The organism is Capsulimonas corticalis (genome assembly GCF_003574315.2).
In the GTDB taxonomy this organism is placed as follows: domain Bacteria; phylum Armatimonadota; class Armatimonadia; order Armatimonadales; family Capsulimonadaceae; genus Capsulimonas; species Capsulimonas corticalis.
This window is the reverse complement of record NZ_AP025739.1, coordinates 6,996,977-7,022,013: the sequence shown is the minus strand read 5'-3', so window position 1 is coordinate 7,022,013 and position 25,037 is coordinate 6,996,977. Positions and strand designations below refer to the sequence as shown.

The following is a 25,037-nucleotide window of genomic DNA, read 5'->3' as shown; positions in this document are numbered from 1 at the left end:
TCATGGCTACGGCAGAGCCCGTCTATATCTGTCGTAGCACGATAAATTTAGCGGATGGGCCACGGGGTGATTCCGTTCGAATTCGTCATATGCGGTCCCTGAGCTTTTTTTGCTTCTTCATCCCAATACTTGAACGCTTCAATTAAATCTACAGCGCCCTGTGCGTTGAAATGAGGTGATTGACGGACAGCATCATCTTTAAATCGATGAACGCTCATTTTCGGGGCGTTCCAAGGGTCTGGCGTAATAGTAGGCGGGATGTACTGAGCTACATATCCATCTTTATCCACTTTAGAACAGATGAAGCCCATCGCATCTAGTGACGGACCAAGACGATCATAACTCATGTGTATTTCGCCAGGACGTATCATCATGGCACGTTTTTCTGCTAATTCCCTCGTACGCGTCGCCTCGTCGCGCCTGCCATAAATTAAGACATAATTTGGCCGCATAATGCGCTTTTCTCGGAAATAATCAGGCAAATGGTAGTATTCGGCAAATTGAGCCTTGTTGAGCGGGTTTTCGAACCATGCCATCCAAGTTGATATTTGATCATATGCTTGGGTGAAATCAGCAGTCGGAGTGCCGTCCAGATTAAACCATTTCTTCTTAGGTGATTCTAACTCTATTAGAGTAGGATGAACGAAATCACTATTGGACGTGATCCACATGAAGTCTGGGACTTTTTTCGTAAATGACGGTAAAACAGGCTGAGTGATTACAGCGAACGGGTATGGACCGTGATTATTCGGCCCACTTGTTCCGAAAGGACACGGTATAAGACAGGGATATTTCTCTAGGAAATTTTGAACATTCCTTTCATCGTCAAAATCAGGGTTGTTTTTGAATGCTTCCCACTCCGTATTGACGATATCGAGGTATGCTTCCCGACTCATTCCTTTATATGTTGGCTTGTTTGACATGGCATTATTGTACCTGTCGTTGGCATTACACGCTACAGTCGTTCGTAAATTGAATACTGTGGGCGATGGCGCAGCGCAATCGCATCCACGATGCCTTGTGAATCGCGCGACGCGAATACCCACATGTTTGCGTTTGACATAGTGCGGCGATTGATCTCCCCAACAACATCAGGCTTTGCTATGAGATATCCCTCAGGCAAGTCCTGATGCCATGAGCAATATATCGCCACCGTTTTTGAGACTGGAAAAGTCAATTCCGCTTGCGAATGCCACAGTGGAACATTTCGCAGGCAAGCGACAGGACTGTCGCTTGTTACAAACACCGAGCCTGACGGAACCATCAAATACGTCCATCTCATTCTTCGAAATAACTTCGTGTTGAAATGAATGTTGTTGACGATATTTGATGTACGTACGAAATCGGGCAGTGAATCTCCAGATAATCCGTCGGAAAATTGCAAGAAATCAGCAACAGTGCCAGGAGGTAATCCGCGAATTATCATTAGTTCATTGCTCAATGTGTTGTAGCTTGGACCCTTATGGCCAATACTATGCCTGTGCTTCTCGAACTCTAATATTAGGTGGTCGAATCTGCCTGACGGATCAATATTTTTTTCCGTGATAAAATCACGCATTTCGGCCATAGCGCTGCGGTGCTGCTCAAAGGCCGTTTGTAGATGGTTCTCTCGCCAGAGTTGCTCGCCCATTGCTCTTCCATGAGGTGTTCGAAAAACCATAAGATTAATGTAAACGGAAAACGTGGCTTTTTGGTAGATCGATAGTGGAGATAGCGAGCGCTTATTGGTCGAATTCCGCTGGCCCTGAAGAATTTTGACGATAGTTGTGCTGTAATCTTCGAGCCGTGCCAGGCGCTCTTCGACTTTTGAAAGATTGACCGTGCCGTCAACATTTGTGAAGCTGTATTCGTCGCGAATAATCCCCGCTGCGCCCTTGATCGACAAATGCTGCGGGTTTTTGTCATATTGTCTACCGAGCCTAGTGGGAGGTGAGTAGGTTTTCTCCGTGGAGTATTCATAAATATATTTCCCACGTTCGTCCTCACAAAATCCTGCTAAATATAAGCGGGGTACCACATGATGATTGCGTGCTTCAGTCATACAAGCAATTCTACACCATACGTCGCATGTTCGTACCGAATTGACAACACGATTACCATTCGAAAAATAAAGCTATGTGAGCAATAGGTCCCGCGCCCGCCGCCTCAGAAGAAATCTCCACGCGAGCACAATCGCGAGGAGAAATTGGATGAAAACACGACTTGGGCGGAAGAGTATGGGGATCGATGGCGGAGGCGAAGCGCGCCGCCGAAATATTGCTGGATGAAGATGGATTTGTTGAGCGCGATGAATTAACGGGTTTTGCGGCGCGGCTCGTCGCCGACCTGATGCGCCACCATACACATGCGGAATGGTTTTACAGCCACGGCGAGGTCGCGCGCCTTACCACCGAGACCCAAGGCAGCCATCGAGTTTTTGCCGCGTACGTCGGCCCCGAAGACAAACGATTTTATTTCGGCCTAGCCAATTGCCATTGATCTGCCAAAACCGAGCACCGTAAGCTTTCCGATACTGCCCGTTCCAAAGTCGGCGATCAGATGTATCATTTCCGCTGCATCACCCCCATGCCCACCCATTGCGCGATCTGCGATCAGGCCATCGTGCCTGGCCAGTTGCTCCATGTCGACCACGTAGACCCCTTCTGCCGCCTCCTGGCGTCATTCCGCTCTATCCATCCCGATCCAATCGATCCAGTCCAGCCCGACGACGCCTGGTTACTGCCTGGCAAGCTTATCACAACGAACATGCGGTCCTGCGCGGTGTGCATACCAAATGCAACCTCGACCGCGGGTGCCCGAACGCCTGATCTGGACACGTCTCAAAAAGGGCTGTTTTCGGGTTTTTACTCTAAAAGTGTCGCCTCATAATCACTAATCGTCGGCGAATCGACAGCTCATAATCACTAATAAAATCGTGTTGCCGCAAATGCAATATTGATGGCAATCTCGGGCCGAATTCGCCCATTTTCGCTCCCATGAGCGCGAATCTGTTGGCTGAATATCACTAATAATGGTCGAATCAACAGCGCATAATCACTAATCGCCCCGAAAATGGGCGTGTAGGCGCGATAACGAGCTTCGTGGACCAACCTTGTAGGCGCAAGGCTGCCGATTAGTGATTTTCACCCGACAGTTTGCTTCCCGATTAGTGATTATCAGCTGTCGTTTTTAGAGTAGAAACGCGAATTAGTGTCTCTGTGAGCCTGTTGGCCTCGTATCAGCTTCGGCAGCGCCGATTAGTGATATTCAGCCGACAGTTTTAGAGTAGATGGGGCCTCCACGCCCGCCGCTTCACGACGAAGATCACAATCCGTTTCGCAGAAACTCAATGGATAACTTCGGCCATGGTGATTTCGTATTAGAGAACGCCCCCCCCCGTTAATTGCGAGGTCAAAATTAATCGACTCTACATCCCTCGAAATTCAAAAATTCCATATAATATAATTTTCAAAAACGGCCTCTCCATCCCAAGAATCGATAAAATCCAAGACCACCCCCTACTAAAATTCAAAAACGCAGACATCTGCCTCTCCCAGACACCCATTAAGGCATCCATACCCCGTCACGCAACCAATTCCTTAGTAGTACCTTTTTCAACGACCCACCCCCTCGTTATCTGTCAAAATTCCGTACGTATGGGACCCATAGGTGTAACGGCTTCAAATGGCAATGACACAAAATTTCTCATCCGCATCAGCCAAAACGAATTCCTGCGCGCCCACGCCTCCAAGGTATAATCCTATCACCAATCAACCTCGAAGAACCAAACGATGATCCTCAAAGACCCCGATCCCTCAACCGCTACCGACGCCCTCTCCAAAGCTGGTCGTCGCGCTGAAGAACAAATGGCGTTTTACCTGCGCCGCGCTTTCGCCGAAGCCCCCGATGTCCTGGTCTTCAACGATCTTCGCGTGGAGCGCAACGGCGAAATCGCGCAGATCGATCACTTGATCCTGCACCGCTGGGGCATGGTCATTATCGAGAGTAAGAGTGTCACGAGTCGCGTGAAGATCAATGAGCGCGAGGAATGGAGCCGATATTGGGATGGGCGAGACCGAGGGATGGCGTCGCCAGTGCTTCAGGCGAAGCGCCAGGCTGATCTTCTCCGAAGACTCTTGGACGATCATGCCCCAGACCTTGTTGGCAAAATCCTCGGTCTGCTGCAGGTGCGGTTCGGCGCGATGCCTATCGATTTGTTGGTCGCTATCTCTGATGAAGGTGTGATTCAGCGTACCAAGAAAAATCCGCTGCCAGAAGTAATGAAAGCTGATCAAATCTCGGAGCGCGTGAAGCAACTTGTCGCACAGCATCGCAAAGATTCAAGCCCACTCAATTTCAAATCCGACACGTCCTACACGCTGTCAGTCGCCGATGTCGATAGGATTAGGATTTTCCTGCTGGCGAAGCACAAGCCAGGCGCGACCAATCCCGAGCCTGTGCCAGTAGAAGCGCAAGCAGTGGAATATTCCATGCCGACGACGGCGGTGACGGTGGCGACGCCACCAACGGACATGGCAGCAGCGGCCAGCGGCCATGCCTGTCGGCATTGCGCCTCCGCCGATATCACAGTTGAATATGGGCGATATGGTTACTATTTCAAGTGCGGAGGATGCGAAGGCAACACGCCGATCAAGGTCATATGCTCAGCTTGTGGAAGTAAGGCCAAGCTCAGGAAGAGTGGGCCGAAATTCTGGGCGGATTGTGGTGAATGCGACGGATCGCTTCTGTTTTTTGAGAACAGGGTGGGGTAGGAGAATGACCGAGCAAACGTCACAACCATCCCAGAACCAACGCGCACTTTTCACCGAGATGTTGAGCCTGGCGCTTATCGCGATACGTCACTTGGATGGAATAGGGCAAGCTCGCCAGGCGGCTGACTTGGCGGATGTCTTCCACGAAGTTCCTCGCGAAGTGCTCGTCAGAGGGGTTTTTAGCTGGGAGCGGCTGTATGGAGCTGCCAAACGGTACCGAGCCAATTATCAGTGGGAGATGTTCGCATTCGACCATGTGAAGATGTTCGATGAGATTAAGAGAAGAGTCGTAAGCGATAATTTGGTGGTGTGTGGAAATTGAGGAGAATACATTGAAATCTAGCGGATATAAGGACTGGGCGTCATTTGAGCAGGTCGGATCGGACACATTCAGATATGACACGCGTGTGTATCTTGATCCCATTGGCGCGCCAAGCCAACAGGATGTGTGTATTGGCGCTGTTGTTGGGAAGAACCCAGGTTCTGCTCGCCCGCTATACGCTTCCAAGAGCGGGTTGCAGCCAATTGACCTCGGTGGCGACAAGCTAATTCCGAATGTAAGGAGCATTGTTCGAAAAGCATACGTTTTAGCCGCAAAAACGCCTCCCGCGAATGCTTATATTCAAATATTAAATCTCTTCTATCTATGCAACCCTGATCTTGAGATGGCGATTAAACGAATTAAAATCCATTCTACCGCCAAAGTTTGTCCTTCGGAGACTAATATATTTCCATGGATTTGGTACGTATGGGGATCACATTCGGACGATTTGTCCCTATTCAAAGGGCGCTTTGCAACACTTATGTCAAATACACACTTCTTCGTAAATACTGCAAGTGGGCTGGTTGTTCACAGTCGGGCTACCGAAGATTCGTCCGCTAGACACACACAGGGACTAAGTCACGACCTGATTGTTCCAGCTTTAAGGCGTATAGTTTAAACTAGCGCTAACTATCTTATGCGATCCACAAAGATACTATCTTGGAATATTCGCCAAGGTGGAAGGGCAAACGCCGCCAACATTGCGACGGCAGTGCTTGCCCACTCGCCAGACCTCATCTTGCTGTCAGAGTATCGGCCTACGAATGATACCATTGCGCCTGCGCTGTACGAGGCGGGCTTTCCTCACCAACATACTACGAACACCCTCGATTTCGCAAACGACATTGTAGTAGCTTCGCGGTATCCATTAAAGCTTCACGCTGTTCCCATCTATGCCGAAACCCTTTCCCACCGCTGGGTCAGCTTCACTATTGATGGCATGGACTTTGGAGTTCTGTGCGTTCATGTTGTCGGTGGCGGGGCAAGCGCCAGGTCACCCGAAACGCAGGCGAAACGCGCGTTTTGGGAGGCGGTGATCAAGTATGCACACGACCACGCGAACACAAAATACCTTCTGATCGGCGACTTGAATACGGGGTTCAAATCGGACGCTCAGGGAACGCCATTCGCGTGCCCTGAAATGATGACAAAGGTGACAGAAGTAGGCTGGATTGATGCGTGGCATAATAAGCATCCACAGGATCAGGAATACACTTGGTACAGCCGCGTCGCGAACGGCTTTCGGATCGACCACGCTTTCTGTACGCCTCATTTGTTGCCTTCCATTGCGGCGGTTGACTACAATCATCATGAGCGCGTTGCGGGGATATCAGATCATTCCATCGTCATCGTTGAGATTGCCATCCTTCATAGGACGTTTCCAGTCCTACGATAATGATACTAAGCCTACTATCGGCGGGAGGGTTCGCGTTTGATTAATTGAGTATGTTGGATCGAATAATAGAGCCTGCCGTGAATTATAAAGTTGCACGCTGAAAATCCTGCTTTGCGATATCGAAATGCTTTATAATATATTGTATAGCCTCGCTAATTGAAAGGCTCTCTGTTCTCGGTCCCGTCCGTACGTAAAACTCTTCTTCTTTACCCTTGTCGCTGCGTCGCTTATATTTTAAATAGACGGGTACTTCACTACGGCCACATTCCACCACATATATCGGCTTATTGCAGATTTCCTCAAAATATGTCTTAATGTCATTACTAGCGGTTTTGCCGAGTGCCTCATGTAATAGTCCCCAAAAATGTCTCTCAAAACTGTCCCGTCCACCAAATTCCTCCACTCGTACACCTAGAACTGTTTTGTCGTCATGTACGCCTATCAGTAGAGTCCCTCCATCAGAGTTTAGAAAAGCAGCCACTGTCTTTAGGCAACTGTGTTGAAGATCGTATCCATCATTTGCTTCTGGTCGTCCTCGTAATACAGCTTTAAATTCGCACCAACCACTTTCGCCGCCATGTATCAATTCTCTGGCTTTGCTGTCCGCAAACCCAAGATACAACTTCTTGTAGCTCATCAGGGAAACACACGCGCATTGCTCCATATCAGCCTGATCAACAATATTATATTGAGTTGGAAGTACGTTACTAAGTTTCTTCAACTCTTCTGCGGTCGTTAATATTGCGTGAGGCGAAATATCGCAGCCAAACCATCGTCGGTTTAACGAGTGAGCCGCAATCAGAGCCGCTCCTGTTCCGCAGAATGGGTCGACGATTACATCATTTTCATCAGTTGACATCGAAACGATCCGCTCCAACAAGGCGACGGGCTGCTGTGTCGAGGCCATACTCTGCGGCGTTCCTGAAGTACCGAGATCATACCAAATGCTTTCTATTTCCACGGTTGCGTCGTTTTTGAGATAAACCTTATGCTTTGGTAGACGACCTGATGTCGAGAAATCGATAAGTCCCGATTCATCCAGCCTGTTCATGGCGTCTTCATTGTAGCGCCAGGATCGCGTTGGAGGTGGTGTGAAGCCTCGCCATGAGAATTGGAATTGTGGACGCTCAACATGCATTGTCAAGTCAGTAAGCCGATATGGGCCATTATTGTCAGCATATGGAAAATGATCTTGGAGCTCATGAGTTTTCAAAGCTCGTGTTGGCGAGCGATAAATGAATGTATCGGATTTCGAATAAACATGTATCGTATCGTGCTGCTGAACAACTTCTGACGACCTTAGATTTTTGATGCGGCGGGGCCAAATAATATCAGCACGGAAGTTCTTCCGCCCGAATACCTGATCAAGGATCGTTCGTGTGACTCCTGTCATTGATGGCAATGAGTGAAAGTACAGGCATCCCGTATCTTTTAGAACGCGCTGAGTTTGTTGGACGATCTTTGAAAGATGCTCCAGGAAAGCCCGTTCGGTAGCTTCCCCCTCTGGCAATTCGGGATGCCATGGCGGATCGCAATACGCAAGTGTAACAGTTTCTGACTCTAATCGTTGGAGCATAACGAGACTATCACATTGTGCGAGAATGTTCGGTTGCAAAGAAATATCGTTCATGTCGTTAGAATTGATTGCACACATTTTCGGAATTGCTATCCTGTCGATAAAATGGACTAATTACGCGTAAGCAGCATATGCGCTTCGCCCTTCACCGTAATACGATTCATAGACATGCTGATAAACCTGCTCGCACTTGAGATTGTACATGTCGGCGGTGAATGCTTCAGGGAGTTGGTCGAGCACGCTTTCAATGGTGAGTTTTACGCCAGCTCGTGATTGTTGACGTTTCCGCCAGTCAAGGACCAGTTTCTCTCGTTTTAGTGTTTCGAGCAAGTCTTTTGCTGTCTTCTTGATTTGTTTGACTTCATTTTCGCTCATGTCGATGGAGGGCTTCATGAGCAGGTCGAAAATCGCCAGTTCTTCCTCAGTGAGATTTTCCGAGATGTGGCGGGTGGCTTCTTTGGTCAGGCCATCCATGAAGTCGAGAAGCATTTGGAATTGCTCGTCGGCGTTTTGGCTGCCTGTGTTGTATTCTGCGATCATCGCCTGGAATTTTTCCATGTAGTCCATGCGCGTTTTGTTCATGGCGACGAGGCGATCAAGCTCCTTCTTCAGGATAGCCTGCAGCTTCTGAGTCTGGGTATGCTTTTGACCTTGTTCAAATCGCGCGCGAAGCTTGTCTACGTCGATCTTGCTCAGATCGTATCGTTTCATGCCTGCGGGTCGTTCTTTGATCAGATAGCTTTCGGCCTCTACGGAATCGTCGAGAAGTGCATCTACTTGGGTGAGGATGTCCGTAATATTCGCGTCGGGATCGTCATTGACGCGAATTGTATCCGCCAGTTTCACGAAGAGGGTGCGGGCTGGTCCGTGATCGTTCACAGAGGCGTCGGGCAGGATGGCGCGGAATGTTCTATCCACAGCGGACGCCATGGACAGGAACTTGAGCTTGTGCTCTTTTGTGGTGATGATTAATTCCACGGCGCTGTTGATCAGGTTGACGCGGTTGAATCCTTGGGCGAGTTGGATCGCGGCGGTATCTACTCCGATGCTGGAGCAAAATTTGTTGGTTTCGTCGATCAGTTCGGCAAGAGCGGCCACGAGCTGGGATTTGTCGGCCACGGGGCTATCTTCGTCGCCTTCGAACGCGGATGACTTAGCCTTAGAGGCCCCATACATCGCCAGCGCCTTTTGCAGATTTCGGAAGACGCCGACATAATCCACGATGAGACCGTTGCTTTTGTTTGGGAACACACGATTGGCTCGCGCAATTGTTTGCATAAGCGTGTGGTTCTTCATCGGCTTGTCGAGATAGACCGTTGAGCACGAAGGAACGTCGAAACCAGTAATCCACATGGCGCAGACGAATACGATGCGGAGCGGATCGTTGGGATTTTTGAACTTGGTGGCCAGGTCTTCCTTTTGCATGCGAAGACGGTGCGGCATGATGTCGATGCCCTTCTTCGCCATATCCTCGACTTCGTTCTGCGACTGAGATACGATCAGCGCCATGTCCGTTTCGGCCATGTACGCGATCTCGGCCTCCAGCGCCGTTCGCTCCTCTTTCGGTACGGTCTTGAGCTTCGCGCGCAGCGCGTTCAGGCGGCTTTCCCAGTAGCCGCGAACTTTGTGATACATACGCGCTGCGGTGACTTTGTCCACCGAAATCATCATGGCTTTGCCCTCGAAGCCGCGTCCCATGAAGTGGGAGACGATATCGTCGGCAATGGTGTTGAGGCGCTCGTCTCGGGTCAGCAGATGGTATTCGCGGGAGAACTCTTTTTCAAGTTTTCGCTCCTGTGCTTCATCAAGAACAGCATCGTCGAGGAGCGCCTCCATGTCTTCATTCAAATCATCATTCGTGAGCTGCAGCTCGGGAATGCGGTTTTCATAGTAGAGTGGCACGGTCGCGCCGTCTTCCACGGACTGCTGGAAATTGTAAACAGAGACGTAGTCACCAAACACCGACTTCGTGAGTTCTTCGCCGCTGAGCAGCGGCGTGCCCGTGAAGCCGATAAACGCCGCTTCGGGAAGCGCGTTTCGCATGTTCTGGGCGAAGATGTCGTACTGGCTCCGATGAGCTTCGTCTGTCATCACGATGATATCCGAGCGATCAGAAAGCATCGGGTATGTCTGACCGTTTTCCACGTGGAATTTCTGGATCAGCGTGAACAAATAGCGGTGGTCTTCTTTCAAGAAGCGCTTGAGTTGTTCGCCACTGCCAGCCCTCACACGTTCTTCGGATTCCGTGACTGCACCCACGGTAGCGAAGTTCTTATAAATTTGGTCGTCGAGCTCCGTGCGATCCGTGACGATGACAAATGTGTGGTTGCCAATGAGCTTGCGGAGAACCTTCTGTGCGAAGAACGCCATGCTGTATGTCTTGCCGCTGCCCTGCGTGTGCCAGAACACGCCGAGCTTACCCTGGTTGGCCTTGATTGCCTTCACGGCCTCAAACGCATTGTTCACGCCCAGGAATTGATGGTTCTTCGCGACAAGCTTCACCAGGCCGCCGCTCTCTTCGCTGTAGAGGATGAAATTCTCTACAAGATCACCGAGCTTGTCGGGGGCGCAAGTCCCACGGAGGATCGTTTCGAGGCTCACGACGCCTGTCTCGCCTTCGGAATTGATCTTGGTCCAATCGGCGAAGTGCTCCCAGTTGGCGGTCATGCTGCCAATTTTGCTCTGTCTACCGTTGGAGAGAATGATCAGGGCGTTGTACCAGAAGAGCTGTGGGATGGTGTTCTTGTAGTCGCGCAGGTTATCGTTGTAGGCGTCTTTGAGCTGCTTATGGTTGGCCTTCAGCTCGATGAACACGAGGGGGATGCCGTTCACAAAGCCGATGAGGTCGGTGCGGCGCTTATAGACCTCGCCCGTGACCCAGAGCTGGGAGGTGAGCAGATAATCGTTCTTAGACGGATCGTTCCAGTCGATAACCTTCAGGGTCGTCGTGACGCGCTCTTCGTGCTCGTCTCGATATTCGACCTTCACGCCATCGCGCAGGAGCTGATAGACCTCGTGGTTTGCTCTCACGGGAATCATCGCGCTTCGATCACGAGTGATGATTTCAACTGCCGAATCCAGAGCTTCGTTTGGAGTTTCAGGATTGAGTATCGCCAAGGATTCACGCAGCCGCCGTGTCAGCACCACTTCCTGGCGGCTTTTGCGTCCAAGGGTCCCCGCTGCCCCCATTGCCTCTTGATAGCAGTCGATAGTGCTCCAGCCGATCTCATGGAATAGCTGGATGGCGGGCTGCTCAATTAACGCATCTTCGGAATAGTCGCTCATGGTTTTTTGCTCTAACTGTTGGGACGCGGCGGGTTCTTTAAAGATTGATCTTAGAGATTTTCATCTTTGGGCAGCGCCTGTATAACCAGCGCCATTACGTCATCGAGCTGCGCTTCTGTTTTCAGGTCCACCACGGATATTCCATGCGCCCATGGTTGGTTATATGTCTTTGTAGCGTCCGAAGCCATGTTTTTAGGATCGATGACCTGGTCGTGGACGATGTTCGTGACTAACCGAAGGCGTGTCTGTTTTGGAGAGACATTGTAGATGAAATGGCCTGGCAAATCATAGCTCACGTAATATCGGAAGTACGTTTCTTCAATATTGGGATCAAGCGCTAGGGTGCGCTCTCGCAGCTCATCGAATAGCTCAAAGAAATCGCCCATCAGCTCTTCGGCGTAGTTGTCATAGGTATAGGTCGTGGACGCTGTCGACTTGGACACGTTCTGACGGTATTTGTCGAGAACACTGGCGGAGAGGGCAGGGGGCTTCCAGATCGTCGCGGCCTTACTCGCAAGCGAGGCGGCGCGTTTTTTGATCTCATTCTCGTTCCAATGATCGAGATTCGCAAGCTCTTGATTGAGATGAAGCGGGCTATGCGCGAAACCACACGCCTGTCCATTTTTGTCTTTGAGGTCTCGTTTTTCAAGAAACGGGCGGTCGCTGTATTCCGAGTTGTAGCGTGTGAGCGTGAGATTGCCCAGGGTGTGAAGGTAAGTGTCCTGAACGTGTTTCCAGTTGCCGCCAAGGTCGGTCAGCCAAGCGGTAGACAAGTTTTCATTCTGGGGCATGATGTGCTCAATGGTGAACTCATCCACGTTCATGGGTTCTTTGCGCCCATCGTTTTCGAGCTTATCCAGCAGATAGTTTCGGTTGCGGAAGTTATATACATCTTTCACCAGCAGGCGCGCGACGAATTCGTCGTCACTCGGAAAACGGCGGTACGAATCCTTGACCAGCAGCGCCGCTTCCAGGCTTTCCAAATAAGAATCGGAAGAGATCAGTTTCCGAAGGCCCGCGAAGGTCTTGTTCAGAGAATTGGTCGGTATCTCGCAAATGGCGCGGCGAAACACATAGCTCTCCACCAGCGCAAGCACATGCAGAAAGTCCGATTCCGATATCACCTGCTCTTCAAAATCTCGGTACGCCTCCATGAGAAAAGGGTAGGCGACATCGACTTTCAGGCGATTGATATTATCGATGGCGGCATTGATGGATTTCTCCTGCGCTTTGGAAAACGCCAGGATCACGAACAGCCGTGCATAGGCGCTGACATCCTTCACCACATCTTCAATACTGAGACTGGACTGGGTCTGGACATACCCTTTGAACTCGGTGTAAACCTCGTCCATATTCGGGATACGTCCCATCTTGATTGTCAGGTAATCGCGCATAAAGCGGTCAAACAAGCCCGAAGCGTCGCTTTGCCCAAAGCTTCGCTCCATAGGATACCAATAATCCTGATACAAGTCCGTTTGCTTCGTCGGCTCCTGGCCCATGAGAACGAAGTTACGGATTAAGTCTGCCTGAGACAAATCCAGCCCCGTAGAGTTCAGGCTCTCAAAGATCAGCTGCGGGTTGTCATGGCTGCGATCCAAGGAAATATCGACCAGCATCAGCTTGCGCACGCCAAGGAACAGCGTGTCCAGGTCCAGCGGCGAAGACTGAATCTGATGTCGAAAGAACCGATAGTTCTCCACAACCCGTAGCGACGGCGTCGCGGGCAATGGCCTCTCATCGATCAATGCCGCCAGCGTGTCTTTATCTGTCTGTGTCAGCACCAGCTTGTGGCGCAGATCGCCTGTGCCATATTTGTTGATTAGATAATCACCCACTTCATCAGGATTAACTTGGGAAGTGCCGCCAGATGCTTTTAATGCTTCCCGTAACGCAATAATGAGAAGAGAAAGTGTCGTGAGACGCTGCTGACCGTCGATAACGAGCATCTGCGGCGTGGTGGTAATCGGCGTGTCATACGGACTAGCCTTGATATAAACCACAGAGCCAATGAAATGCGCAGGAATCGTGGCGTCCTGCGCAGTCCTCACGATATCCGCCCACAACTGCCGACATTGCTTCTCAGACCAGCTATAAGTCCGTTGGTAGATAGGAATGATGAACTGTTTTTTGCCATCCAAGAGAGTCAGCAGATTAGCTTGCACGGCGAGCATTTAGTTAAGTTCTCCCATTACAATCTCTAAATCTGACACATCGATCTCTCTCAATATAAGTTTTGGGATTACGAGATCGCGTGTTTGACGAAGTAAACGGTTCTTCATTGATAAATTCTCTATTTGGGCTACAAAGTCCATAATAATATTATTGAATCGAGATAGAGATGGCTGAGACGGAACAACCACAGGGAATTTCTTAAGGACATCCCAGTTAGCTCTGGGCATTTTTGTGCCTTGTGAAGTCTGTGTTGCTTCGAGAATAAATTCGTCACTAGAGACGCAACAAAGAGTTAATGCATAATGCTCTGGTTTTTTTGGTTTGATTACAATTGCATCGGATGAGCATACGCCCGCAATTGGAGCGATACTTACCTTGTGAAAATAAGGGCGTATTTTTCCAAACAAGATGTCACCTTTGTCAAATCGCAGTTTCATGCTCTGTACATCTTTTGCGCTTCCCCAATCATATAAAGCAATTGATCTACGCGGTATGTGTTCAAGTCCAACATACGCAGTGTTAGGATCGATTTGACTAATATTGATGCTTCGTCGGCTTTCATAGGCAATTTCACCTAAAGATTTAATGTTCCAACCGTCAGGGACATTAATCTGAGATGAACTAGCGATTTCTTTGGCGATTCGTTTATGGTAGAATATTCGCAACGCATCCTCTAAAATTCGAATGCGGTTTGTGTTGTTTTCAATTAAATCATCGTAAGCTGAAATGAAAGCAGAAATCTTCTGCTGAGTTTTTATCGGTGGTAAAGGAATAGATAAATCATTAAGTATGGTAAGAGTCAAAAACTTAGTTGCTGATCCTGTAGATATTCTTCGCAAATGATCAAGTTGGAATTGTAAAGCGTAGTACAAAAAACGGTTGTTAAGACGCTCGGTATTGAGTGATTGAATAACATAAGTTCTTTGATATGCATCAAATTTTCCTTTGAAGAATTTAATCGGATATATACCATTAGCATTATTACCTGCCAATAAAACGCATTCTGTATCGAACGAGAATGTGTCTGTGCGATATGTCTCTCGGGAGCATGTGAAAAAAGGATATGCTCCATGAGACGTTGCTGCGTTTGAATCTAATTTACCTGTCTTAAACGATACCAAGGTGCCAAGTTTTTCAGTCTGCCAACGGCTAAGAATCATAACGCTGACCCTTCTAGCAGGTGCATTATGTTCCTAGCAATATTGTCTTCTAATTCTCGTGCCTCAGCATTTAGCACTTCTAACTCTTCGTTCAACTCTTCCAGACGTTCCACAAATACGAATTCATCCGCCACTCGTGCTGTCACGCCCACATAGCGACCAGGATTAAGGCTCCAGCCCTGTTCCTCTACTTTAGAAATTGTTTCCAGCTTGCATAGACCAAGAACATCGGCATAGTCGCCACTTGGGAAGTGTTGCTTTATAAGTTGCTCACTGCCATTTTCAGTTTCGAGCTCCTCATTACGATACAAGCGAACAATATTGGCCAGAAATTCAATCTCTTCTGGCCTGAAGTCACGATGGGCACGGTCGATCTGGTTGTAGATATGTCGTGCGTCAATAAATAGCACTTTCTCTTTGCGCTCGTTACGTTCCTTGGCTCGATCAAAGAACCAGAGAGTACAGGGAAGCGTGACGGTGTAGAAGAAGTTGGAGCTGATGGAGACAATCACGTCCACAGCACCTGTCTGGATGAGGTGTTTACGGATTTCAAGCTCGGTGCCGCGAGCATCACTCGCGGAGTTGGCCATGACGAAGCCTGCGCGGCCAGTTTCGTTCAGGGCGCTGTAGAAGTTCTCGATCCAGAGGTAGTTAGCGTTGTCGGCCTTAGGGATGCCGAAGGGGTAGCGTGGGTCGTCTTTGATGCGTTCCTTATCCACGCTATTTGCATTGAATGGTGGATTTGCCATGACAAAGTCGAACTTGCCGACACAGCGATGCACATCTTCATAGTAGGTGTTCGACTGACGGATATCGCCAGACAGCCCATGAACCGCCAAGTTCATCTTACCGAGACGAACTGTCTCCATAACCTTTTCTTGGCCGTAGATACTAATCTTAGAGTCTGGGCTGCTTTTGTGTCTCGCCACGAAATTCGCGCTCTGAACAAACATACCGCCTGATCCGCAAGCAGGATCAAGGATACGACCTTCATATGGTTCAATAATTTCAACGATAAGTTTGACCAATGATGTTGGGGTGAAGAACTCACCTCCCTTTTGCCCTTCGGAAAGAGCAAATCGCGCGAGAAAGTATTCGTAAATCTTTCCGAAAGCGTCTCCTTCGATATCTAGCGGCACGGAGTTGAAACTGCGGAGAAGCGTGACGAGCATCGAGTTGTCGAGACGATTATATGTTTTGGGCAGCACGTCCCTGAGTTCTTCGTTTTCATTCTCGATAGCTTTCATGGCTTCATTGATCGCTTTAGCTATATCTTCTCCCTCGGGCAAAGTGAGAAGCCGCGAAAAGCGAGCTTCAGCAGGCAAAAATAAGACACCACGCGCTTGATAATCGATTTTCCCGACCACGCGACGGCTACTTGCGTTAGCCTTTAGTTCTTGTTCGGCCTTCTGAAACTTGCTATCTGCGTATTTGAGAAAGATCAAGCCTAGGACAGGAACAGAATATTCAAATGACCTAAGGTCCGAATTGGCGCGAAATTCATCGGCGGCGTCCCAGAGGCGCTTCTCGATTTCGGTGGTATTGGCTGGCATACGTACTCATTACTTTCAAATCTAAAATTGCTTGATAGGGTTAACCAACTGAGCGTGGAATTCCTCTGTATTTCGTCGTGCCCAGTGATGATGGGCTGCGAGGCTGTAGTTAGCGACTTGATGCTATTCGTTCGTTGCTTTGTCAGGGCTCGGGATGGTCATACAGCATATTTTGAGGACGACAAACCAGAAGTACCAGCACAATGGACCGTTGAGTTCGCCGTCCGTAGCAAGGCCATGCATTGCGCGATGGCGAAGGTTGCCGCCAAAGCGCTCAACCAGAATGACGCGAAGTGTAAAAACGATCTCTTCACCCAGTACGCTTGACAGCATCTCCGCATAGGCAGGCTCTTGAAGGGCCTGTGGAAGCGAAGGCGCTTCAGGGTCGGACAGCATCTGGCCATGTGCTTTCGTTAGATGAATGTCGGAACTGATCAAATTACGAATGGCGATGCGAGACGCGTGTTCGATTTGTGGGGCGAGAAGGTGTACCGCCATGGAAACATCGTACCTGAATCCTGCAAGCAGACCCTTGATGAAAAATAGTGCGCGACCATCTGGAATAAAATAACTGCCTTGCACAACGGAAGCAACATCGTCTATGATTATCGCGTGATTCCTTATTGTATGATCGATAATAGGACCCAGATATTCGTTAAATTCATCTTCATAAGATTCTACGGCAACACTGCATACCCATGGCCATGTTATGCTATTCGCTGTTGTATCTTTCGTTTGCGCTGCAATATGTCCATTATGCTCCCTAACAACAGGACCGAAGTGTGAAAACATTGGGTCTCTAGTAACCATTTCGCCTACTATTTGCTCAAAGTCATCTTTGGAGCGTAGCGGCACCGCTGCCAAGGTCGAAATTGCATCTAATTTGGATATTCCTTCAAATCTTGCCAACATTGGGCCAGCATCATATGCATTTGACTTATAGCTTGGAACAAATGCCGCCATACCCCTTTGCTGATAATCAAGATGCTGGCGACGTACTTTATCTATACGTTCTTCGAGACGAGATTCATCTTGGAGAAAGCCATACTCTTTTGCGATCCCATTGGCGGTCTTGAGTGCTCGGATAGCGTCCATCAATCTGTCTTCGGCTATGATATATAAATGGGGCAATGTGGGATTGCGCGCTACAAAGTTTTTCGCTTCTTCTATTGAAGAATCTGCACTGCGCTCTCGTGTTGTCAGTTCACGCTCGCGGTTTCTTGCACGTCGATAATATTTTGATGCGATTTCAAGATATTCGCGCTCTAGTTCTCGATGTTGGCCTTGTCGCATGCCATAAGCGTACTGTTCGGCCAGAGGACCATATCGATCAGGGGTGCCTTCCTTTGAACGAAACATGAGGTCCATGAGCACAATGGGATAGCGAGAGAGGATATCGATTTTGATGTTCGCCGCCAAAGTTTCAAGGCTCGGTACACCATCAGGTTGTATTTGTGGGAAAATCGTGCTTTCAATATGGGCGATGATTTCTTGCTTCAAGGCAGCATCGCGAATTTCATTAGCGATACCGAGAGAGCGCTCGATCCGTTTGAAGGCTGGTGTCCAATGCAATCTATATGTCTGGTGACGGGATGCTTCAAGCAGGTAAGAACGGATAGCTATTCTTGCGGCGTCAATGTCTCGTCTGCCCCGAGTGTCGATGCTGCGCTGATAGAGCAAATCCGCCGCACGGCCTCGTGTCTCGTCGTCAGAAATTTGCGTGAGCACTTGAGCCAGAAAGGAGAAGACCGTTTCATCGAACTCATATGTTTCCAAATGATCTGTTTCTTCGGCTGGAGTTCTACGCGTCTCCCACTGCGGCCTTGAAGCTAACAACGCATATAAGACGCGACAGACTTTGACGGTTTGCTCATCGTCTTCACCTGTTGCGTCCGCCATCCGTCCATTTAAAGCTCCCAAGTAATCACTGATCCAGTGTCGTGGGCTACTTGAAATTGCCTCGTTGCAGCCTGAGCGCACAAAGTCTTCTTGAGTTAGCCCCGTAGCTGTTATCACGATCTTCATTCTGGCTGGACGCCTTCCCCAGAACCCCCGTCCTGATTATTGTGGTCTTCAGTAGGCGCGTCGGACGTATCTGCTACTTGCTCGCTTTGTTGACGTAGGGCCGTTATTACAGGCATACAGCAAAGTCGAAGTGTCAGCCACCAAAAGTATAAGCAAGGGTAGGAGTAGAAACTGCTGTAATCAAGCAGGCCATGGGCAGTATCGTTTCGCAAGTTTGCTCCATGCCGCTCGATCAGAAGACCCCGTAGGTCAAACACAAGGTCTTCGCCTAATGTGGCCATCAAGGGGCCAGCGAACTCGGGAAGTCGAAGTGTGCGATTGAGGTCTCGCTCATCCTGAATTCCCTCATGATCTAGGCCCGACGTAATCACTCCTTGTTGTTCAAGGACATATCTTATCGAATTCTCCACTTGCGGTATAAGCAAATGAATCGCTGTAGCGAAATCGCTTCTAAAACCCGCCTGTAGGCCACGAGCGAAAAACTTTTCGCGGCCAGGCGGTATGAATGGATTATTCTGTACGATGGCCATCAAGTCATCGAAGCGAACGGTGTGTTCGCGGAGTATTTGCAATCGAGCGGGCTCGATCAGTGCTTGCGCATTTATGGACCGCCCCTGGTTAGCGCAATGGTACATTTCCAGGCGTAGGTTTGCCTCATCGTGGCTCTCACCATCCTCGGGAGGATCATTTCGAGCCACAGTCCGTCCCATTGCATTTATATGTCTCATCGGGATCAGACTTGCGATGGAATTGACACGTTGCCATTGCGCTTGTTCCTTCAGGGTTTCCACCGATGGAGAGCGTGCGATGAGAGCCAAGGCAAAAATCGCGTCATAAAGAGATTTATCTGCGACGCGGCTCATGGCCAGTGTGACTATTTCGGTGGCGTCCTCTTCGAAGGAGACTGTTCCCATCTCAGAAACGGCATGTTCTTGATGATCGAGAAGGCGACGATGCAACTCGGCAATTCGCTCCTGCTGACCCCCAACGGCGCGGAGGGCATGAATTGCCTTCTCCATAAAATGCGCGCCAATCATGTGGCTTTGAGACTCGCCGCTGGCTATCCTTGCCTCTGCTTCGACCACGAACGTCTCAGCGCTATGCAAACGAGCCGAATGCGCCCTTTCATCATCTTGGGCGATGCCATACCAGTTCGCTTGAATGTCCCAGTATGCACGGGCGCTGTGCCAGTCGCCGCGACTTTCAGCAGCAAGCGCGAATGTTTCCGCAAGAGCAGCGTATTGACCTGGATCACCTGCTTTCCGTTTCTGGAGTAACTTCATCAAACACGCTGGAATGTCGGAAGCCTCAGTTCCATCAAACGTTGTTAATCCTGTCTCAATGTGTTTGGTGATGTCTGCTAATAAATCGTGGTGATTTGCGCGTGCGGCAAGATCAATGGCTCGTTCAAGACGAGAAATCGGATCGACGCCGCCACGGTCAGCGTCAATTTCTGCGGCATTCATATATGCTATGGACGCTTCACGTCCCACTTTATAGTCACGCTTGCACAGCCAAATCACATCCGCAATTCGCGCCTTGAGCTCAGGATCATTGACATGCGGAAGAATGGAAGTTAGATAATCCGATGCAGAGGCAAAATTTGTGGTGACATGACTGTTTACGCTGTTCGAGTTCCAGAGTGGTTTCAGAGGATCGGAGGCATCATCAGTGTCGATCCACATAGAAGTCAAGGCACTTAACATAGCGAATAAGTCGCGTCGCTTTTCGTCGCCAGCAGCCTGAGCCTCGTCGGCTTTTATACTGAAGGCGAAGGTATAGTCAGCGCAGTCACGGTTCTTCGCTTCGACGACCACTTCGCGCCATCTTGAATTAGTGAAATCTTCTATTGTTAAGCTGTCGACGGAGATTGGCATGATGGTTCCTTAATCTATAGTGGTACTCGATTTTAGACGGCCGTTTTGTGTTTTAAAGATCATCTACGCTCACGATGCCGCCATACTCCTCCGAGTACACCTGCCGCCCATCTTCCAAATCCTGCGCCAACTGCGCTATCCACTCCCCGAAACTCCGAGCAACTACTTCGCGCTCAGGCGCGTCATGCCACATTGTGATGATCTGGCCAACGATCCCGCCTGGCGCAGGATCGAGGTCCATACAATAGTGGTCGCCAGAGCCGTTGCTGGTGAGCGGAATCCACTTGGCGTTCCACCAATCGGTTTTGATCCCAGGAGATGGATCGCTATCAATGTCATCAAAGGTGCCAGCGACAAGTAAGTTATTCCACACACGCCAGTCCATAGCGATGCCGTTGAGAGGCAGCAGATCGTGATAGTCGTACAGTGGGCCTCCGATGGCAATGTAGTTCTTGTCGCGTATCTGACCATTGTGGCGCTTATAGGATTCGCGGATATCGTCTGGAAACTCCACACCCAGCACTTTTTCCGCTGCATCGATTTCAGCGTCCGTTGCGCCTGAAGCCAAGCCAGCGAGGATGTCGGGGGCGTTTTGGCCGAGCCAAGCTTCGATACGTTCCCAGGAGGTGTTAATGGTGGTCATGGTGATCTTTTTGGTGAACCGTAATATCGATGTTAATCATTAGTTCCCGCAATTACGGTGCCGTTTGAGAGAACGTCACCAAGACAGAACTCTAGCACTCCACTTTGAGCAAATCCGTCGCAATATAATTGATATTGCATGCTGAGGTTAGTCTGGGATATTAGCTCGGGTGCCAGTAGATTAGCTTCGTATATTAGGGTCGTGATTTCTCGAACGGTTCCCGCGTGAATTACGTCGCTTATCCCACCAGCGAAGTATTGTGATGCTCCTTGACTTCCAGAGTCCTTTACCCTCGGCAATCCATGATGGCCATTGCCGTCAATACCGTATTTCCAAAATTGTAAAGGCGATAATGGTTGGATTCTAATCGATGGATATACGGCTAACCCACGACCGTTATTCTCTATTCCAATCACTAATTTATATTCTCTTGTGTGCTTGCCACCGCTTCGCATTTCCATTCCGACATAGACGCGCGCGTGTAGATTTAACTGTGGCGAAGGTCGTCTCCCAAAACGATCTGCAACCATGTAGGCTTCCATCTTTATGAAAGAAGCTCCGCTTCGCAGGAAATAACAGTATTGATCCTTCTTCTTGGCGATAGCCATATGCGGCATACCATCCGATTTTGGAACATATGTTACCGCGTAGCCGCTATCCTGTGAACGATCTTCCAGAATGATAAAGTGTTCGATCCCGATAGGCGCAGGAGAGACGACTTGTGGAGTGTAAGAATTTAAGTCCGATAGCCATCTGGAGATATTGCCTATTGGTTTTTTAGATTGGGCAATATCTGGGTCATCAGGATGGGGCCCTTTCCTACAATCTACGCCCCATACAATAATACCGCCATCAGAATTCGCAAAGCCACTGATAGCTTCCGCAAGGGTTTTACGGTCGTCTTCGAGCATTGGTGCTTTATTTTCACGCGCGGCCTTAAAATCGAGAATGAGTGATTCCTGGGTGCCTTCGTCAATCAACTCGTCAACCAACGCCTGTCCACGCACTTTGAACTGTTCAAACAATGTCTGTGCTGCATCCATTTTATAACCTCGTTTTAAAGTCTATCCGATGTTTTGGCTTTCAAAGCGACCTAATATTCTCTAATGATTGACAATTGAGTTCCGACCTCACGCTCATCAAAATCTTCCCCAACTCGTTCCGCCCCTTCTACTTGCCATCTTTCCCCTTGATACATCCCCAAGTCGTGTCCCACCAGGTATTTCCTTCCAAAAGCTCCCGATCCCCAGTGGTCAAGAGCTTCGCCGCCAACTCAGGATCAGCAAACTTTGCCCGCACCACCTGCTCCATAATTTCAAAGCTCACGGTCTCCCATCCCACACGTAGCGTCACACGCTTACCCTGGCTCTTGGCCGACGCTGGCGTGGTGGCGGTGCAGACCTTTTCGCGTTCGGCGGCGTCAAAAGTTTTCAACGCCTGGAACGCGTGCTCATTGGTGGGGTAGGTCTCACCTTCGGGTGTGATCGTGGTGGCGGAAGAAGTTGGAGAGGAAGGCGTATTCGCCGCTAAAGGACGTGATCGGATCGGATTCGCTCATAGAGATGCTCCCGTGGTCGAGGATACTACATCATACCAGCAGGCGAGCGGGGTGGGGTAGGAGAAACGGGGTTGGCGTTGATGATCTTCGTGAATTCTCGTGTGATGAGAGTTTAGGCTGCCGATCTGTGAGAGCTGTCGGTGCTGGGGGAGGTTGGATGGGAGAATGCTCACTTAGCCATGCGGAAGACCGAGTGTCAATGCGAAGCTGCGTGCGTGGATGCGCGAAGCCAAGCGTATCTGGAAGGATCGTACGGAAATAGCTTGTGGAGGCTCAGGGGATTCCCTCACCTCCACAGGCAGATGCTGCTACGATTCTCTGCCTTTCAATAGTTCATCAAGTTCCTCTTTCACCACCTCCGAATATTCCCTTTCAAACATCAGGTTACTGTACAAATTCCCAGAGGTCTTCGCCGCCCATGCAGCAACCGTTGCTGATCCACCCATGCGATATACAGGTAGGGCATAATGCTCCCAAACGGCACGCAAGGTTTGTTCCCCGCAGAAACCGCCCTGTGCCTGATAAGCGCGCAGCCATGACCAGTACCAGCGGCGAGATGGTTCGGTAGTTCTCATTTTTTTGCTCCTTCGCTCTGGGCGGTAGCGTGGTCGCCTAGGACCGCTGCTAGAGTCTTGCGTGGGATGCAAAGTGCTGCATCCGAGAACCAATCACCTGTTCCAGGCACGGAGTTGTCGTCACAGCCAATATAGTTCTCAGCGGCGGTCGCGTGCTCGCTTTTTGCGGCCTGCACATCAAAGGCGAAACGCAAATTGTCCGAATCCGTGGATACCCAGATGAAAACATTATCCAGCAGGCGGTATGTGTAATGCTCCAAGACGCCACCAGCCAGAACCGATTTGATTTCTGTGTCCATCGGTATCGCGTAGACCGATGATTGAATGTCATTGATCTTGATGGTTGCTCGCAGGGCATATGAATTGAATGCGTCTCTGATTAGCTCCATGCCAAAAATGTTGTCCTCAAGGCCAAAATATACTTGTTCCGCCATTGTCGTCTCCATATCAAGGTTGAAATCATAGGTCAGCATTGCGCTGCTAGGTTGTAGATCAAGCAGCGTTTCATCGCCCTACTGACCATATATTCGTGCTGTTTTGAGTAGAAGCGCACCGAGGTTTCGAATTATTTTAGAAACAGTTTTTGGCGGACTTAGGAATGGGGGACGGACCATCGGCTTAAGGCTTAGAAAGATGTTTCCAGATTTTGATCCTGGATAACAATCGTGTAGAACGGATGCAATGCGCCTAAGGCGCAACATCAGATCGCCAGGGTAAAATAGCTCTATGTGCAATCGATACAATATCTCCGTGAGCGCCAAGGATGTGGCCGACTACTTCGGCATTCAGTTGGTCCTCGGCGAAGCGGCGAACTCGATGCCGAACTATAATGTGGCTCCGACGCAGACCATAGCCACGGTCCTGCAGCGCGACGGAGATCGCGTCATGGACGCCATGCGTTGGGGATTTATCCCGAGCTGGGCCAAGATGCAGAGCAAGGTGGTCGCTACAAACGCGATCAGCGAGGAGATCGCAGGCAAGCCGTTGTATCGGAGCGCCTGGAAAGCACGCCAGCGGTGCCTCGTGCCCGCAACTGGCTTTTTCGAGTGGCGCGGCGAAAAGGGAGCCAAGGAACCGATCAACTTCAAAGTCAAGGACCAAGAGCTGTTTGGTTTGGCGGGCGTCTACGACCGCTGGATCGATCCTGTGACCAATCAGGCTATCCTGTCGTGCGCGATCCTGACGGTGGCCCCCAACGATCTCGTGTCTCACGTCCACAACCGTATGCCTGTGATCGTCCACCGCGACGAGGAGAATGACTGGCTCAGTCAGGACACCACCGCTGATCAGGCGCTCTCGATCTGCCGTCCCTATGAAGCCGACGGAATGTATGGGGTCCTGGTGGACAAGAAGATGGGAAACTCGCGGTGGAATACGGATGAGTGCATCGTGAGCGTGGGGGCGTTGTGAATTTTCAATATTTCTTGCAGAGGATATTGTAACGGCATTGATGAACAGGTCGTTGGTTTACCTGCACTTCGAACCAATCCAAATCGAAGGATACAACGATGTCATTTCACGTGCTAATTGCCACAAAACTGGAAGGGCCAGCAGATTCGCCAAATGACGATGAAGAAATCCCGATCTTCATCAATAATCTTGTCACCACGGGATGGGAGCAAAGTGAAACTGTTCCATCAGTATTCACAAAGAAGTATGAGGAATCCCTTTCTCACGCCGAGCGTGAAGGCGTCAAGGAAGTAGAAGCAGCCGCACTGGACGCCGATGTAAAAATTCCTTACGTTATGGTTGTGACTGAGGGCAGAATAATCTCAGGAACGGCAAAATTGTAATGACCGCGCGATAAACACTAATGGATTTTGAATGTCTTTGAACGCGGTTTGTTTAAGATGCACCGCGTTCAAAGGCACTGTGGCAAATTTAGATAGGTTGAAACAAATAACGGAAGTCCATAATGTTTCAGCGGAGAAAAAGAATGCCTAAGACGACATTACCACTCGATGTGGCGCGAATCTTCGCGGCAAAGAAAGAGTGGCACAAGAAGCAGGCCAGAAAACCTCTTAAAGAGAAGGTTGCGGATTTGCTTGCCATGCAGCGCAATTACTATCCGCTCCTGAAAAAGAACGGGAAACTTAAACCTTGGGAACAGCCCTGGGACATAGAGCCGTAATCAGGCGACGAAA

The 25,037-nt window shown here is 49.6% G+C and carries 21 protein-coding genes; 7 read left to right on the top strand and 14 right to left on the bottom strand.

The window, feature by feature from the left end; translation table 11 throughout:
* Nucleotides 1–47 precede the first annotated feature (47 nt).
* Nucleotides 48–923 (bottom strand): Shedu immune nuclease family protein, encoded by an 876-nt coding sequence (locus D5261_RS30525; RefSeq protein ID WP_119321559.1) that lies wholly within the window; start codon nucleotides 921–923, stop codon nucleotides 48–50.
* A gap of 32 nt (nucleotides 924–955) precedes the next feature.
* Complete coding sequence (locus tag D5261_RS30520) at nucleotides 956–2,041, bottom strand: DUF4238 domain-containing protein (RefSeq protein ID WP_119321558.1); 1,086 nt, start codon at nucleotides 2,039–2,041, stop codon at nucleotides 956–958.
* Nucleotides 2,042–2,226: 185 nt separating this feature from the next.
* Here D5261_RS30520 and D5261_RS30515 point away from each other — a divergent pair, with 185 nt between their 5' ends.
* The 4 genes from D5261_RS30515 to D5261_RS30500 all read left to right on the top strand — a co-directional run bounded on the left by D5261_RS30515 (nucleotide 2,227) and on the right by D5261_RS30500 (nucleotide 6,469).
* Nucleotides 2,227–2,478, top strand: a complete 252-nt coding sequence (locus tag D5261_RS30515) for a hypothetical protein (RefSeq protein ID WP_119321557.1) — start codon at nucleotides 2,227–2,229, stop codon at nucleotides 2,476–2,478.
* Between the two features lie 1,292 nt (nucleotides 2,479–3,770).
* Nucleotides 3,771–4,751 (top strand): nuclease-related domain-containing protein, encoded by a 981-nt coding sequence (locus D5261_RS30510; RefSeq protein WP_119321556.1) that lies wholly within the window; start codon nucleotides 3,771–3,773, stop codon nucleotides 4,749–4,751.
* A 4-nt stretch (nucleotides 4,752–4,755) separates the two neighbouring features.
* The gene (locus tag D5261_RS30505) at nucleotides 4,756–5,073 is read left to right on the top strand and encodes a hypothetical protein (RefSeq protein ID WP_119321555.1); all 318 of its coding nucleotides are present in this window, start codon (nucleotides 4,756–4,758) and stop codon (nucleotides 5,071–5,073) included.
* Between the two features lie 637 nt (nucleotides 5,074–5,710).
* Nucleotides 5,711–6,469 carry an endonuclease/exonuclease/phosphatase family protein gene (locus D5261_RS30500; protein ID WP_119321554.1) on the top strand — a complete coding sequence of 253 codons (759 nt, stop codon included), beginning with the start codon at nucleotides 5,711–5,713 and terminating at the stop codon, nucleotides 6,467–6,469.
* Nucleotides 6,470–6,551: 82 nt separating this feature from the next.
* On the opposite strand, the gene D5261_RS30495 is transcribed toward D5261_RS30500, so the two are convergent.
* The 12 genes from D5261_RS30495 to D5261_RS30440 all read right to left on the bottom strand — a co-directional run bounded on the left by D5261_RS30495 (nucleotide 6,552) and on the right by D5261_RS30440 (nucleotide 23,366).
* A complete protein-coding gene (locus D5261_RS30495) occupies nucleotides 6,552–8,123 on the bottom strand; it encodes a DNA methyltransferase (RefSeq protein WP_119321553.1) in 1,572 nt (523 codons plus the stop codon).
* Between the two features lie 36 nt (nucleotides 8,124–8,159).
* Nucleotides 8,160–11,330 carry a type I restriction endonuclease subunit R gene (locus D5261_RS30490; RefSeq protein WP_119321552.1) on the bottom strand — a complete coding sequence of 1,057 codons (3,171 nt, stop codon included), beginning with the start codon at nucleotides 11,328–11,330 and terminating at the stop codon, nucleotides 8,160–8,162.
* A gap of 50 nt (nucleotides 11,331–11,380) precedes the next feature.
* Complete coding sequence (locus D5261_RS30485) at nucleotides 11,381–13,501, bottom strand: DUF262 and DUF1524 domain-containing protein (RefSeq protein ID WP_119321551.1); 2,121 nt, start codon at nucleotides 13,499–13,501, stop codon at nucleotides 11,381–11,383.
* Nucleotides 13,502–14,662: a restriction endonuclease subunit S gene (locus D5261_RS30480; RefSeq protein ID WP_119321550.1), complete on the bottom strand. Its 1,161-nt coding sequence runs from the start codon at nucleotides 14,660–14,662 to the stop codon at nucleotides 13,502–13,504.
* Nucleotides 14,659–16,215: a type I restriction-modification system subunit M gene (locus D5261_RS30475; protein ID WP_119321549.1), complete on the bottom strand. Its 1,557-nt coding sequence runs from the start codon at nucleotides 16,213–16,215 to the stop codon at nucleotides 14,659–14,661. The genes D5261_RS30480 and D5261_RS30475 overlap by 4 nt, the downstream gene beginning before the upstream one ends.
* Before the next feature lie 123 nt (nucleotides 16,216–16,338).
* Nucleotides 16,339–18,240, bottom strand: coding sequence for a DUF7380 domain-containing protein (locus D5261_RS30470; protein WP_119321548.1), 1,902 nt, complete (start codon nucleotides 18,238–18,240; stop codon nucleotides 16,339–16,341).
* The gene (locus tag D5261_RS30465; protein WP_119321547.1) at nucleotides 18,237–20,117 is read right to left on the bottom strand and encodes a DUF7380 domain-containing protein; all 1,881 of its coding nucleotides are present in this window, start codon (nucleotides 20,115–20,117) and stop codon (nucleotides 18,237–18,239) included. The genes D5261_RS30470 and D5261_RS30465 overlap by 4 nt, the downstream gene beginning before the upstream one ends.
* A 52-nt stretch (nucleotides 20,118–20,169) precedes the next feature.
* Entirely contained in the window at nucleotides 20,170–20,760 is a 591-nt protein-coding gene (locus D5261_RS30460) for an SMI1/KNR4 family protein (RefSeq protein WP_119321546.1), read from the bottom strand.
* Nucleotides 20,761–20,792: 32 nt separating this feature from the next.
* Entirely contained in the window at nucleotides 20,793–21,803 is a 1,011-nt protein-coding gene (locus D5261_RS30455) for an AlbA family DNA-binding domain-containing protein (protein WP_119321545.1), read from the bottom strand.
* Between the two features lie 127 nt (nucleotides 21,804–21,930).
* Nucleotides 21,931–22,194 carry an NADAR family protein gene (locus D5261_RS30450; RefSeq protein ID WP_354673116.1) on the bottom strand — a complete coding sequence of 88 codons (264 nt, stop codon included), beginning with the start codon at nucleotides 22,192–22,194 and terminating at the stop codon, nucleotides 21,931–21,933.
* Nucleotides 22,195–22,626: 432 nt separating this feature from the next.
* Nucleotides 22,627–22,893 (bottom strand): hypothetical protein, encoded by a 267-nt coding sequence (locus D5261_RS30445; protein WP_125205985.1) that lies wholly within the window; start codon nucleotides 22,891–22,893, stop codon nucleotides 22,627–22,629.
* The gene (locus D5261_RS30440) at nucleotides 22,890–23,366 is read right to left on the bottom strand and encodes a hypothetical protein (protein WP_119321543.1); all 477 of its coding nucleotides are present in this window, start codon (nucleotides 23,364–23,366) and stop codon (nucleotides 22,890–22,892) included. The genes D5261_RS30445 and D5261_RS30440 overlap by 4 nt, the downstream gene beginning before the upstream one ends.
* A 253-nt stretch (nucleotides 23,367–23,619) precedes the next feature.
* Between D5261_RS30440 and D5261_RS30435 the strand changes: the two genes are divergently transcribed.
* From D5261_RS30435 to D5261_RS30425, 3 genes are all read left to right on the top strand, one after another.
* The gene (locus tag D5261_RS30435; RefSeq protein WP_119321542.1) at nucleotides 23,620–24,303 is read left to right on the top strand and encodes an SOS response-associated peptidase; all 684 of its coding nucleotides are present in this window, start codon (nucleotides 23,620–23,622) and stop codon (nucleotides 24,301–24,303) included.
* A 98-nt stretch (nucleotides 24,304–24,401) separates the two neighbouring features.
* Entirely contained in the window at nucleotides 24,402–24,686 is a 285-nt protein-coding gene (locus D5261_RS30430) for a hypothetical protein (RefSeq protein ID WP_119321541.1), read from the top strand.
* A gap of 143 nt (nucleotides 24,687–24,829) precedes the next feature.
* Entirely contained in the window at nucleotides 24,830–25,024 is a 195-nt protein-coding gene (locus tag D5261_RS30425) for a hypothetical protein (RefSeq protein ID WP_119321540.1), read from the top strand.
* The last annotated feature ends 13 nt before the right edge of the window (nucleotides 25,025–25,037 follow it).